Source organism: Nocardia pseudobrasiliensis NBRC 108224, assembly GCF_001613105.1.
Classification (GTDB): domain Bacteria; phylum Actinomycetota; class Actinomycetes; order Mycobacteriales; family Mycobacteriaceae; genus Nocardia; species Nocardia pseudobrasiliensis.
In genome coordinates this window covers 154,644-167,721 of record NZ_BDBS01000031.1, presented here as the reverse complement: position 1 = coordinate 167,721, position 13,078 = coordinate 154,644, and the positions used below count along the sequence as shown (strand labels likewise).

General features: G+C 69.4%; 9 protein-coding genes and 1 pseudogene. 2 read left to right on the top strand and 8 right to left on the bottom strand.

The genetic code is table 11. From position 1 onward, the window contains the following. Positions 1 to 160, top strand: a pseudogene (locus NP4_RS42770) (serine hydroxymethyltransferase); the annotation flags it as partial. Between the two features lie 3 nt (positions 161 to 163). Here the strand turns inward: NP4_RS42770 and NP4_RS24350 are convergent. Genes NP4_RS24350 through NP4_RS24335 form a run of 4 tightly spaced genes read right to left on the bottom strand, consistent with a single transcriptional unit; the run spans position 164 to position 4,788 of the window. Next, entirely contained in the window at positions 164 to 733 is a 570-nt protein-coding gene (locus tag NP4_RS24350) for a hypothetical protein (RefSeq protein ID WP_068002099.1), read from the bottom strand. Positions 734 to 752: 19 nt separating this feature from the next. Beyond that, positions 753 to 1,292 (bottom strand): hypothetical protein, encoded by a 540-nt coding sequence (locus NP4_RS24345; RefSeq protein WP_068002097.1) that lies wholly within the window; start codon positions 1,290 to 1,292, stop codon positions 753 to 755. A 38-nt stretch (positions 1,293 to 1,330) separates the two neighbouring features. Continuing rightward, positions 1,331 to 1,612, bottom strand: a complete 282-nt coding sequence (locus NP4_RS24340; RefSeq protein WP_068002095.1) for a hypothetical protein — start codon at positions 1,610 to 1,612, stop codon at positions 1,331 to 1,333. Continuing rightward, a complete protein-coding gene (locus NP4_RS24335; protein WP_068002091.1) occupies positions 1,606 to 4,788 on the bottom strand; it encodes a hypothetical protein in 3,183 nt (1,060 codons plus the stop codon). The genes NP4_RS24340 and NP4_RS24335 overlap by 7 nt, the downstream gene beginning before the upstream one ends. A gap of 617 nt (positions 4,789 to 5,405) precedes the next feature. Here NP4_RS24335 and NP4_RS24330 point away from each other — a divergent pair. Next, positions 5,406 to 6,149, top strand: coding sequence for a DsbA family protein (locus NP4_RS24330; RefSeq protein ID WP_068002089.1), 744 nt, complete (start codon positions 5,406 to 5,408; stop codon positions 6,147 to 6,149). Between the two features lie 238 nt (positions 6,150 to 6,387). Here NP4_RS24330 and NP4_RS24325 read toward each other — a convergent pair whose 3' ends face one another. The 4 genes from NP4_RS24325 to NP4_RS43430 all read right to left on the bottom strand — a co-directional run bounded on the left by NP4_RS24325 (position 6,388) and on the right by NP4_RS43430 (position 12,930). Beyond that, positions 6,388 to 6,672 carry a hypothetical protein gene (locus NP4_RS24325; protein ID WP_068002087.1) on the bottom strand — a complete coding sequence of 95 codons (285 nt, stop codon included), beginning with the start codon at positions 6,670 to 6,672 and terminating at the stop codon, positions 6,388 to 6,390. Next, positions 6,669 to 11,552, bottom strand: coding sequence for a hypothetical protein (locus tag NP4_RS24320; protein ID WP_147288132.1), 4,884 nt, complete (start codon positions 11,550 to 11,552; stop codon positions 6,669 to 6,671). Before NP4_RS24320 ends, NP4_RS24325 begins: the two co-directional genes overlap by 4 nt. Positions 11,553 to 11,719: 167 nt before the next feature. Next, the gene (locus NP4_RS24315) at positions 11,720 to 11,971 is read right to left on the bottom strand and encodes a hypothetical protein (protein WP_068002081.1); all 252 of its coding nucleotides are present in this window, start codon (positions 11,969 to 11,971) and stop codon (positions 11,720 to 11,722) included. 239 nt (positions 11,972 to 12,210) lie between these two features. Next, the gene (locus tag NP4_RS43430; RefSeq protein WP_068002078.1) at positions 12,211 to 12,930 is read right to left on the bottom strand and encodes a GbsR/MarR family transcriptional regulator; all 720 of its coding nucleotides are present in this window, start codon (positions 12,928 to 12,930) and stop codon (positions 12,211 to 12,213) included. Between the last annotated feature and the right edge of the window lie 148 nt (positions 12,931 to 13,078).

Sequence of the window (13,078 nt, the reverse complement as noted above, 5' to 3'; positions counted from 1 at the left end):
GCGGGGGTTCGGTGATGGTGAGTTCACCGAGGTCGCCGATATCATCGCGACGGCGTTGAAGGGTGACGCCGACCTGAGCGCGCTGAAGGCCCGGGTCAGCAAGCTGGCCCAGGACTTCCCGCTGTATGAGGGCCTGGAGGACTGGCGTCTGCTGGGCTGAGCGTCAGCCCTTGGCGTCGCGCTGTGCGGCCGGGCTGACCGTCGACTCGGCGTAGACCGTCGAGCACGACAGTCGCATGGTCGTCACCGCGTTGTTCAGATCGTTGAGCGACTGCTGAACGGCGTTGACCGCACCCTCGCCCGGCGCCGCGCCCTGCACGGCCTGGTCGAGGCGCTGCAGTGCGCCGTGCAGGCGGTCGCCCGCGTCCGCGACGCCGGAGTAGGCGCGTTTGGTCGCCGCCGAGCTCATCGGGGCGGTGGCGGCGTCCAGACTCGATTTGATGTGCGCGGCGAGGGCCGCGCCGGTGCCGACCCGATTGCGCAGATCGCCGATATCGCCGCGTTCCGAGGCCGGGCCGATGCCGCCGAGCTGATCCGACAGCTGCTGAAAGGTGTTCTGCAGGTTGCCGATCACCTGCGCGCCGGAGCGGCAGTCGGCGGTATCCGGATCGGGCGCCGCGGCGGGCGCGGCCTGATGCTGGCTCGAGCAGCCGGCGAGTGCGGCGACGCTCGCGGTGGTGAGTACCGCGAGCGCCGCCGCCCGGCGTGCTCGAATCACGGTGTTACGGGCCATGATTCGACACTCCTTCGATTCAGCCGAGCACGCTGCGCCAGGGATCCATCAGTTCGTAGTACACGCTCTCGTCGAACCGGCCGCGGCCGACCAGATCCTGCAGCACCGTGGCGGTGACGGCTTGGCTGACCGCGGTGAGGGTGCCGATAGAACCCAGCGACTGCAGCACGGCGGTCAGGTCGCCCGCCCCGGCGCCGGGTGAAACCGCCTGGCCCACAACGAGTCCCGCGGTCTGCAGGTTGCGGGAGCGGCCGAATTCCTTGGCCGTCTCGGCCGCGATCTGCATGGGCTGCGGATTGGCGTTGGCGCCGCCGCCCAGGCTGGACAGCAGTCCGGCCAGACCGTTCTCGCCCGAGGCGCCCGCGAAGGCCCCCAGACCGGCCTCCATCTTCTTGGCGGCCGCGGCATTGAGCCGTTCGCGCTCCTCGGCGGTCAGCTGCGCCGCGCGCTCGATCAGCATCATCACCGAGCGCCACTGCGGCCCGTAGAGGTATTCGAGGTGGAAGGTCTCGGCCGTCTGGTCGGTGCCCGCGTTGTTGAGGTCGTTCGAGGTATCCATGTCGGCTCCTTGTGTGACTCGAAAGGGATTGCGAGGCATTACAGGTGTTGCAGGATCGTGAGCAGGGCGTCCTGGATGCTCGGCATCAGGCCGAGATTCAGGGCCAACGTCGCACCGATGGCCCACTGCAGGGGTCGGTGCCGGTTCCACCAGCCGATCGTCTTGTCGGGGTCGACTCGGCGATGCCGTTCGATCGATGCGGCGTCGTCGGCGTTCTCGGCGTAGTAGCCGTAGCTGACGGGGGCGGTAGCGGGATCGAGTAGTCCGGCGACGGGGTCGACGACATCCCGCCCGGTGGCCGGAGCGCCGATCGTCACCATGTATTCCTCCTCTCCTCGGCGCCGTCGGCGCCGACCAACGCGAGTTCGAGCACCCGGCGGGTGTTCGTGCCGTGGATCGAGCCGTCGGCCGCCGCGGTGCCGATGAACGGGACCTCGGCGTGGGCGGCGGGCGCCGCCGGTGCGACGGACGACTTCGGCTGGGGCGCAAGCAGTTTCGTGAGCGAGGCGATGACCGTGTCCAGGTCGGCGTCGTCGGCGGGCAGATCGTCGAGGAACTGCGAGCCGCTCGGCGCCACGCCGCTGCCCTCACCCGCCCGCGGGCCGAAGAAGTCGAAGACCGCGCGCGCGATCGAGATCAGATACGACCGGAACTGACGGCTCTGCCGCAGCGCCTCCTCGAACCCGATCGCCCCGGCGACGGCCGCGATCAGGCCCGCCAATCCGAGACCGGTGGCCAGACCCGCCAGGAAGCCGAGCGGCGCGACGACCGCGGTGGTGCCCGCGATGGTCAGCGCGGCCAGGATCGGTCCGCCGATGAGGGCGGTGGTCAGCACGCCCGCCAGGAAGGCGAGCGGTCCGACCACCAGCGCCGACAGCAGTGCGCCCAGACCGAACGCGACCGGGATCGCGAGGGCCAGCGCGGCGATGATCAGACCGCCGATGACGAGTGCGTCGAAGGCCAGCTTCGCGCCGATCGCCAACGCGCCCAGCAGCAGCGGGATGCCGATGAGCGCGGCCAGCGCGAGGCCGCCCAGCAGCAGCGGAATGCCGATGATCGCGGCGATGGCCAACGCGCCCAGCAGCAGTGGGATGCCCACCAGCGCGGCCAGGGCGAGCGCGCCCAGCAGCAGCGGGACGCCGATGATCGCGGCGAGCGCCAGCGCCGCGATCACGAACGGGGCCGCGACCAGTGCCACGCCGAGGGCGAGGATGCCCAGGCCCAGGCCGACCAGCAGCAGCTTGCCGAGGTCCAGCACCGCGGCGAGGGCGAACAGCGGTGCCAGCAGCACCGCGCCGACCGCCAGCAGCGGCCAGGTGAGCGGGCACAGGGCCAGGAACAACCCGAGCGCGACCGCACCCGCGAGGAACCAGTTCAGCGGGCACAGCAGGATCCAGGCCAGTCCGGCAAGCGCGATCGCGCCGCCGATCCCGATCAGCGCCAGGCCCGCGAGCACCGAAAGTACCGGCAGCGCAAGCAGAATCAGCCCCGCGATCCCGGCAGCGACCAGCAGGCCGCCCAGTACCAGCGCACCGAGACCCGCGCCGATCACGGCCAGCTTGAACAGCACCACCGCGCCGACGATCACCGCGCCGATCGCGAACAGCGGCCAGGTGAGCGGGCACAGCAGCAATAGCGCGCCGATGACGAGCACCGGCACCGCGAGCGCGGCCGCGATCCAGGTCAGCGGGCACAGCAGGAAGGCCACCAGAATCGCCGCGCCGAGAGCCATCAGTGGCAGACCCACCCCGATCAGGGCCAGCGCGCCGAGCGCCAGCAGCGGCAAGGCCAGCACCACTAGGGCCAGACCGCCCAGCACCAGCAGCGGCAACGCCACGAGGGCCAGAGCCCCCAGCGCCAGCGCTCCCACCACGAGTGCGCCGATGACCAGCGCGCCCACCACGAGTGCACCCAGCACGAGCGCGCCCAGGATCAGGCCGCCGATGATCAGCAGCGGCAGCGCGAGCGCGGCGAGCACCAGGCCGCCGATGACCAACGCTGCCAACACAATCGGTGTGAGCAACACCGCGCCCACAGCGATGGCGCCCAGGGCGAGCGCGCCCTCGATCAGCTTCACCACGAACAGCGCGCCCAGCGCCGCCGCGCCGACGGCTACCAGCGGCCAAGCCAGCGGGCACAGCGCGAGCAGCGCCAGGACCACCGGACCCCCGGCGAGCAGTGCCCAGCACAGCGGGCACAGGGCCAGCGCCAACAGCGCCAGTCCGCCGAGCAGCAGCGGCAGGCCGATCACGCCCAGCACGATGCCGCCGATGATCAATGCGGGCAGGGCCAGCGCGGCCAGTACCAGACCGCCCAGCACCAGCGCGCCGAGGATGAAGGGCGCGGCGATGATCGCTCCGATGATCAGCACCGGCAGCGCGAGTAATCCGATCGCGCCGATCGCCAGCGCGCCCGCGAAAAGCAGTGGCACGATACCGATTCCGACACCGACGAAGCCGAACCCGCCGATGAGCAGAAATACGTCGCGGGTGCCGATCAGGCTGTTGCCGGACAGCAGGCCGCGAATGCCGTGCAGTAGTCCGGCCAGTCCGCCGCCGGTGGGCTCGAGCAGACCCAGCACCGGGGTGACGAAGCCGAGCAGCGGTGCGAAGGCCGAAAAGGCCGGTGCCGCATAGCCGATCACGGCGGCGGCCACGGGGGCGAGTCCGGGCGCGGTGAGGGCGGCGAAGCGGCGTGCGTCATCGCCGAGCAGTTGCAGCCGGTCGGCGGGGGCGGCCGTCGGGCTGGCCAGATCGCGGACCAGATCGCGCAGCGCGCCGGGAATGCCGTTGCCGTCCTTCGGGAATCCGAAGGCCACGCGGGCCTGTTCGATCAGATCGTCGATCGGGGAGGGCTGGTCACGACGGCGGGTGCCCGCCTGTTCGGTTGCCGCGCCGACGAATTCGAGCAGATCGTCGACGGGACCGCGCAGCGGACCGCTGGGGAAGGCCTGGTCGGCCCAGTGGGCCAGGCCACCCAGGTCCATGCGGGAATTGCCGATCTGTGCCGCCACGGCGGCCAGATCGCCGACCGGATTCGCGCTGCGCGCGGCCGCCCCGCCGATCGGCGCGGAGACCTGCTGGATCGGCAGCCCGCCGCCCTGCCACCCGTCGGGCGCGGGACGCAGCGAATCCGCCAGGGACTCCAGGGTATTGCGGACCGGACTGGTCTGATCGGGGACCGCGGCATCGATCGCGCCCTGGGCCATGCCCTGGACGTCGACTCCGGGTGCGACGGAGTCGATCGCGGCGCCGATCTGGGGCATCTGGTTCTGGGCGCCGTTGATGGCGTCGCCGACCGGATCGGTCGGGATCGGGATGGGCAGTCCCGGGATGTCGGCGCTCGCTCGGCCGCCGGTCATCATGACCGTGCTCAATGAGGCGAAGGCCGCCGCGGCGTACAGGCCGCGTCGATTGCGCTTGATGTTCTTACGGTGCCTAGCTACCTGGTTGTCGGTGAAACGCGGGTTCGAGAAAAGCTGCTGCCTGGTCGACATGAGTGAACCTTTCCAATTTGTAACCACGAAACACACTCGGGGTGCGGCGGGCCAGGGTCAGGCCGGACCTGTTTCGTCGACGGCGCATACCGCCCGGGAGCTGCCGCCCTCCGGACCGATAGGCTCGCCGATGCGGGTATGCGGTACACCACCGAGATCGCGACAGCGAATGAAGGCGTGAGTGCCGGCGCCGGCACCCGGTTCGCAACTCACAGTGACCTGGTTCGGTACAGAGTTATCAGCGGTACAGCCAGCCGGTGGCGGCTCTGCGGACGCGGCCGGTGCGATCAGGCCGACGCTCGCGGTGCTGGTCGCCACCAAGCCAGCAATCATTGAGCAAATTGCTTTACGGGTCATGAGCTCGATGGTCGAGCCGTATTGGTCAAATCGTCAATCGGACGTAGATCACAGTGATAGTACTGCCAGGTGGAAACGCTTAAACAATAGTGTTTCACAATGTTGAGATTGTTTGTTTCCTATGTCCGACTACGATAGGAACAGCTCCTCTACCGGGCAATCTCGCTGAATATTTCGTACAACCGACGGAACGCGTCAGCAAATCGTTAGCATTGCGCCAGAAGGCGGCTGAGACCGACTGTGAATGTGGGGTGAGCGTCATGAAGGCAAACGCGGTGAAATCGCGGCGCAGCGGAAGATATGTCGCCCGTGCGACCTATTCCGCTCGCGGCCTGACCCTGGGTGTGGCACTCACCGCGATCGCGCTGATCGTGCTGGTCGCCGCGGTCGGCGTCTTCGTCACCGATACCAAGCGCGACCGGGACCACGCCGCACAGGCCCGGGCGGCTGCCGAGGCCCCGCCGTCGGTCTACACCGACCGCGGCACGCTGCGCTTCGGTGATCCGGCCGTCGCGACCGTCCTGACCGTGACCACGGATTTCGCCTGCGCGTCGTGTCGAACCTTCGCTGAGACCAGCGATCCCGCGCTCGCGGATTACATCAAGGGCAAGCAGGTCGCGGTCGAATATGATCCGGTCGCGATCGTCGGCGGCAAGGACGACTATTCCGCCCGCGCCGCGAATGCCGCGGCCTGCGTGGCGGCTTCGGACAAGGCCGTCTGGCCCGCCTGGTACGGCCTGATGTTCCAGCGCCAGCCCGCCAAGGACGCCGCCCTGACCGACGATCAGCTGGTCGATATCGCCAACCGATCCGGCGCCACATCCCCGGAGGTGGGCTCCTGCATCCACTCCGGCCGCTACCGCGAATTCGTCACGGTCCACACCAAGCGGACCATCGCGGCCGGTCTCACCCATACGCCCACGGTGCACGCCGGTGAGCAGGTGGTGGAGAACATCACCCCGGACGGTTTGCGCGCCGCGGTCGATCGCACCGCCGTGCGGTAGATCTGCAAGGTAGGAAACGGAATTGGAGCCCGGCAACCGCCGGGCTCCTTTCGTATGGGCGTCTCCTCGCGATGTCGGTACGACTCACGGATCGGGCCGCATCCGCATATTCCGCCGCGGCCTGCAGCGTGGGTCCCGCCGCCTCGCGGGTGTCGGTGCGGCCGCCGTATCGATCGGTATCGGCTTCGCACACACAAGAAATGGAGCCCGGCGGATGCCGGGCCCCATTTCTTTCATCTCAAAGGTGTTGCAGCGCTGTCAGTAGCGCGTCCTGTACGGCCGGGAGGAAACCGATATTGGCCGCCAGGCCGAGGCCCACCATGGCGCGTAGGCGTCGGTGCTGGTTCCACCAGCCGATGCGGCGGTGTCGGCCGCGGTTGTGGAATTCGGTGATCGTCTGTGCGTCCGAGGCGTTTTCGGCGTAGTAGCCGAAGCTGATGGGCGCACTGCGCAGGTCCAGCAGACCCGCGCGGGGGTCGACGATCGAAGGACTGCTGCCGGATCCGTCGATCAGTCCGTTCACAGCGACACCTCCACCAATTGACGGGCATTCGAATCATGGGTCGAACCGTCGGCCGCGTCGTGGGCGACCAGCGGCAGATCCGCACAGGTGCACGGAGCTTCGGACTGGTGCTGCTGTTGCTGTTGCGCCGGTGCCAGTCGCGCCACCAGCGCGGCGATGAACTGGTCGAGCGGGGCATTGTCCGGAATCAGGTTGTCCAGCAACTGCGATCCGTCGGGAGCCGCACCGCCGTTGCCCGACGGTCCGCTGAACTGGGCCCGCAGCGCGGAGATCACATACGACCGGAACTCCGGGCTGAGCAGGAACGCGGCGATCAGACCGCCGATGACCAACGCGGCCACAATGATCGCCAACGCGGGCACCCCGAGCAGCGTCGAGATCGCCAGCGCCAGCGCGGCCACCGGCCCGCCGACCGCGAGCGCGCCCAACGCGAAGATCACCGGCGTCGCGACGACCGCCGTGATCAGCGCACCCAACCCGAGCGCGACCAGTCCGGCCACCGCCAGCGCCGCGATCGTGCCGAGCACCGCCACGATCGGACCACCGATGACCAGCGCCGCCAGAGTGGCCAGCGCAAAGCCACCGACCGCCCCAACCGCCAGCGCGACCGGAATGCCGATGACCGCCGCGGCAACTGCGCCGAGCGTGACAACCGCGGCAATAGCCCCGAGCGCCAACACGATCGGGATCCCAATGGCCGCCAGGGCCAGCGCGCCCAGTGCGAGCGCGCCGACCGCGCCGACCGCCAGGGCAATCGGAATGCCGACCACCAGTGCCGCCACGGCGGCGATCGCCGTGGCGATCGCACCGGCCGTCACTGCCGCGGCGATCGCGCCGCCGACGAACAGGGCGGTCACGGCCGCGAGGGCTGTGGCGATCGCACCGGCCACTGCCACCGCACCGGCCACCCCGACCACCGCGGCGATCACGCCACCGACTAGCAGGGCCGCCACGGCCGCGAGGGCCACCGCGATCGCGCCCGCCACCACTACCGCGCCGATTGCGCTGGCCGCCAAGGCGATCGCACCGCCGACGACCACGGCGGTCGCGGCCGCGAGGGCGAGGGCGATCGCACCGCCCACGACCACCGCGCCGATTGCGCCGAGCGCCAGCGCAATCGGAATGCCGACGACCGCCGTGGCCAAAGCGCCCAACGCGGCAGCGATGGGCCCGCCGATCACGGTGGCGGCGATTGCTCCCAGCGCCAGGAGAATCGGTCCACCGATCACGACGGCGGCGCCCAGGCCGAGCAACGCGAGGGGGGCACCGACCAGGAATGCACCCAACGCGAGGAGACCCGCAACGGCCAAGGGCACGCCGATCAACAGCGCCGGGACGGCCAGGGCCGCCAGCAGCGCCGCACCCGCGCCGAGTACGGCCAGACCGGCCGCACCGACGGGGAGTCCGATCACCAGCAGTCCGGCCAGCGCCGCCAGGGCGATGAGGCCGATGATTGCCAGCGGAATTCCGAAGCCCAGCACCGGAATCGCGAATACGGCCAGCAGCGCCGCACCCGCGCCGAGCACCGCGAGCCCGATCGCGGCCGCGGGCACGCCGAACACCACGGCCGCCGCGATCGCGGCCAGCGTGAGCAGGCCGATCAGGGCCAGCGGCACACCGATGGCCAGCACCGGCAGGGCCAGCAGACCCAGCAGCACGGCCCCGCCCAGAGCCAGCGCGCCGACACCGATCGCACCCACGGCCAATCCGGCCAGCGCCGCCACACCCAGCAGCGGAACCAGCACCGCGGCCACGACCGCGCCACCGACCAGAGCGCCGACGGTCAGCGCCGCCAGCAGCGCGGTGATGGCCGCCCCGACGACGATGAATCCGGCCGCGAAATCGAACGGCAGGCTGACCAGCCACAGCAGCGCCACCAGCGCCTTGAACCCGAGGAACAGGCCCACGCCCAGCACCAGACCGATGATCGGAATTCCGATCAGGCCCAATGCCTGCACCGCGACGGCGACGAAAGCGCCCAGCAGTCCGGCGACCGCGAACGGCGCGAACAGCGACAGGATCGCCAGCGCGATGACCGGCGACAGCGCGGTGGACAGCACCGGCGCGAACGGACCCACGATCAGGAACGGAATCGTCAGCACGGCCGCGATGGCCAGTGCGGCGATGCCGACCGGAAGCATGGCCACGGTCGCGATGATGCCCAGCGCCGCGGTGAGGATCCAGCCCGCCGCGGTCACCGTGCCGAGCACCGCGTATCCGGCGAACAGCACCAGTAGCAGCGCGGCCGCGCCCACCACGAATGCCGCGGCGCCGACCGGGATTCCGATCAGGGCGAACGGCGGGAACAGCAGCGACCCGAAGACGAAGGTCGCCACGATGGCCCCGAGCGCGATGAAGCCGCCCCCGGCAAGCAGCGGCATCAGCACCGCCACGAATCCGGCCAAAAGCGTACTCACCAGCGCCATTCCGGCCAGGCCACCCAGCACGATGAACAGCTGACCCGCCAGCAGTAGCGGCAGCGCGATCAAAGCCAGCGGCGGATTGATCACGATGAGCGCCAGCAGCGTCAGCGTGAGCATGGCGAAGCTGACCACGGTGATGCCGAGTCCGCCGACGAACGCCGCCGCGACCACCGCGGCGGCCACCGCGAACGCACCGGCGATCAGCACCACGAACGGCGCGAAGGTGAAGACGAAATCGGCCGCCGCGATGGCCATGATGGCCGCCGACGAGATGGCCAGGAACGCGGCGATCAGCGGCAGCAGCAACGGAATCGCGTACGGCATCGTGATCATCGCGATCACGGCCACCGCGGCCGCGGCCAAGGCCCACATACCGGCCTCGACGATGAACGCGCTGGTGCACACCGCGACCAGCGTCGCGAAGATGCCCAGCCCGCCGAACAGGAACAGCAGACCCAGCGCGGCCGGAACCGCGACCAGCGCCACGAACAACACCGGCGCGAGCAGCGGTCCGATGATCGGCAGCGCGAATACCAGCAGCAGCGTGGCCGCGATACCGGCCACCACACCCACGACCGAGGCGATCACCCCCGCCGCCGTGACGATCAGCGTCGCCGCGGCCGCGAGGAACCAGCCGCCGACGATCGCGGCCAGCCGGATGGCCTCGGCCGCCAGCGCCAACACCAGCAGCACGCCCACCGCGACGGGTGCGACGATCGCCAGTGCGAGCCCGCCGACCAGGAACATCGCGGCGATGACGATGCCGGACGCAACGGCCATGGCGCCGAACAGGATCAGGCCCGCGAGCGCGACCACGGCCAGCACCGGCAGGAAGATCAGACCCCACGGCGTGAGCAGCGAGGCCAGCCCGAGCGCCACGGTCAGCGCGGCCGCGACGGCGAAGGAGATGCCGAGTACGCCGAAGGTCGCCACGGCCGTGAGCAGCGTGCCGATCACCAGGATGCCGAGCGCGCCGACGGTGAAGGCCAGCGTCGCGGTGATCAGACCCAGTGGCGGGAACAGGATCGTGAGCAGCAGCCCGACCACGAGTGTGACGGCCAGGGTGGCCAGCGTGGTGGCCACGCCGAGGGCCAGCGTGACCGCCGCGGCCGCGATACCCGCCACGACCACCGCGGCCAGCGTCACGATTCCGCCCGCGAGAATGACCGGAGCCAGTACCTGGAAGGCCACGAAGGCGATGGGCGCCACCACGAGCAGCACCGGAATCGCGATGATGGCCGCCACGATCAGCACCGGAATGGCAAGTGCGGCCAGCACCAGGCCACCGATCACCAGAGCCCCGATGATCAGCGGCGCGGCGATGACCGCACCGATCACGACCAGCGCGCCTATGCCGAGCGCGCCGATGGCCAGCGCACCGGCGAACAGCAGTGGCACGATGGCGATTCCGGCGATGACCGGCAGGGCCAGTAGCGCCAGCGAGGCGTGCCGGGTGCCGATGATGCTGTCCTCGCCGAGTAGGCCGCGAATGCCGTGCAGCAGCGGCGTCAGCGCCGAGGTCGGATTCTCGAGCAGGCCGAGCACCGGCGTGACATAGCCCAGCAGCGGGGCGATCTCCGACAGCGCCGGTGCGGCGAAGCCGAGGACCGCCGCCGCCAGCGGGGCGAGTTCCGGTGCGGCGGTGAACTTGTGGAGATTCTCGGTGATGTCGTGCAGCGGGTCGCCGGGTCCGGTGAACGAGCTCACCAGATCGCGCAATGCCTTGGTGACGTCGTCACCGCCCTGCGCGGAGCCGAAGGTGTCGCGCAGATGGCCGATCAGATCGTCGAACGGCGAGGCCGTCTCGCGGCGACGCCCACCGGCGAGCTCGGTGGCCTGGCTGACGAAGGCGAGCAGATCCTCGACGGGCTGGCGCAGCGGCCCGGTCGGGAAGGTCTGATCGGCCCAGCTGGCCAGCTTGCCCAGATCGAGATTGGCCCCCACGACCTGCGCGGCGACCGCGGCCAGCTCCTCGACCGGACTGGCGGCGGCCTCGGTGCGGGTTCCGGTCACCGAGCCGACGGCCGGTTGGACGGGCAGTCCCGGCGTCGCGGACTGCGCGCGCAGCGGCGCGGGTGCATCCGGATTCGCGGTTTCGGCGGGTTCGGTGGTGTTCATGGCCCGCGACAGCGCCTGCAGGGTGCTCTGCACCGTATCGCGCACGGGCGCGGGCGAATTCGGCGAGAGTGCCGCGGTCACGGCGGTCTGCGCGAGGCTGGTGACATCGACGCCGACGCCATTGCCCGCGCCGTCGTTGTTCGGGGTGAAGATCGGCGTCGAATCGGTTTCGGCCTCGGCGGTGGTGGTCTGCACCGGTGTTCCGGTCGCGCCGACCGCCGCGGTCCGGCCCGGCAGATTGATGCCGAAGCCGGGCAGGACCGGGTCATTGGGCTCGATCGGTTGCATCGGGGAGACCGGATGGATCGGAGCCTGCGCGTTCGCCTGCGGTACGGCCATCATCGCGCTGCTCAGACTCGCGAAGGCCGCCGCGGCGTACAGCCCGCGACGGTTGCGCTTGATTTCCTTGCGGTGTCTCCCCTTACCTGCGGGTTCGACATTTTCAGAAAGAGCTCTTTTTTTAGAACGATTGCTTGTTGCAGTCATCGGAAAAGCCTTTCTTCTGGTCAGGCGGGTATAGCTGTTTCTCCGGTCGCGCAGATGGCGCGGGAACTGCCGCCATCTGGTCCGATCGGAGTTCCGATTCGGACATGTTGCAGGCCGCCCAGATCGCGACAGCGGATGTAGGCGTGGGTTCCGGCGCCCGCGCCCGGTGCGCACTCGAGGGTGATCTGATCGGGGACCGAGTAGTCGGCATTACAGCCGCTCGGCAACGGTTCGGCCAGGGCGGGACCGGACAGGATCGCCGGACCGAACACCGCTACCGACAGAACTGCAGCAACTGCAGAGCATCGATAAATTTGCGACATGTGCCGATGGTCGGGCGTCGTTGGCCAGTGGTCAATTAGACGTAGATCACACCAGCGGATTCGACGCTATAACCTGCATGAATACTGATGTTTCACATTCACGGACTTGTATTGTGAATGCGCGCGTATACGATGCCACAACATCGGAGTTGTGATTCCTGATTACCGATCTGGCAAATATCTAGTAATCAAGAATTCGGCCCTGTGGGCGGTGTGGCGTCGCTCGTTCGCAGCAGCGGGCGCCAGCGTTCGACCGAATGTTCCATATCCCGGCCGATATTGGCCATGAACGCCCCCATCGCCCGCAGCCGATCCGCGGGCGCGCCGTCGAGCAGATCCGCGCCGCGCAGGGCGGCCTCGGCCAGGAGATTGGTGGAATGGACCCCGGCCATGGTCGAGCGGTACCAGGCCTCGTCGTCGAAAACGTAACGGTCCCGGCGGGTTCCGGGTTCGCGTTCGCGCCGGATCAGCTCGTAGTCCTCGAGCAGGCCGACCGCGGCCGACACCGACGCAGGGCTCACCCGCAGCGCGTCCGCGAGTTCGGCGGCCGTGCTGCTGCCGGTCTCGCTGAGGTAGATGCGGGCGAGGACCCGGGCGGGCATGCGGGGAATGCCGGTTCGCTCGAGCAGTGTCGTCAGCTCCTCGACGACGGCGGTCGCCTCGGCGGATGTCATTGCGGCGGAGGGCTTCCGATCCGATCGCGGACGCACGCGGCGGGCCCGTGCGGCGGCGGCGCGCTGGGCTCGTTCGGGCCGATAGCGGCCGGGGCCGCCGTTGCGACCCACCTCGCGGCTGATCGTGGAGGTGGGGCGGCCCAGTCTGCGGGCGATCTCGGCGTAACCGATTCCGCTCGACAGATTCTCGGCGATGAATCGACGGTCGTCGGCGGTCAGCCGGTCTCCGGGCATCGGTGCTCCCGTGGGGTCGGACGTGCGGGTTGGGACAGTATGCGTTCAGTACCATCGTCATTGCAACGCGCGCACGAAATCGTTGCATTGAGTCCCATTGTCGTTGCATCGATGATTCGTAATCTGCCTGGAGTTAGCCATTTTTCGG

Coding starts and splice junctions, on each gene's coding strand:
- NP4_RS24320 (WP_147288132.1), bottom strand. CDS start 11,552: ATGGCCGTACCGCAGGCGAACGCGCAGGCTCCGATCCATCCGGTCTCC.
- NP4_RS24335 (WP_068002091.1), bottom strand. CDS start 4,788: ATGTCGACCAGGCAGCAGCTTTTCTCGAACCCGCGTTTCACCGACAAC.
- NP4_RS24330 (WP_068002089.1), top strand. CDS start 5,406: ATGAAGGCAAACGCGGTGAAATCGCGGCGCAGCGGAAGATATGTCGCC.
- NP4_RS24350 (WP_068002099.1), bottom strand. CDS start 733: ATGGCCCGTAACACCGTGATTCGAGCACGCCGGGCGGCGGCGCTCGCG.
- NP4_RS24340 (WP_068002095.1), bottom strand. CDS start 1,612: ATGGTGACGATCGGCGCTCCGGCCACCGGGCGGGATGTCGTCGACCCC.
- NP4_RS43430 (WP_068002078.1), bottom strand. CDS start 12,930: ATGCCCGGAGACCGGCTGACCGCCGACGACCGTCGATTCATCGCCGAG.
- NP4_RS24345 (WP_068002097.1), bottom strand. CDS start 1,292: ATGGATACCTCGAACGACCTCAACAACGCGGGCACCGACCAGACGGCC.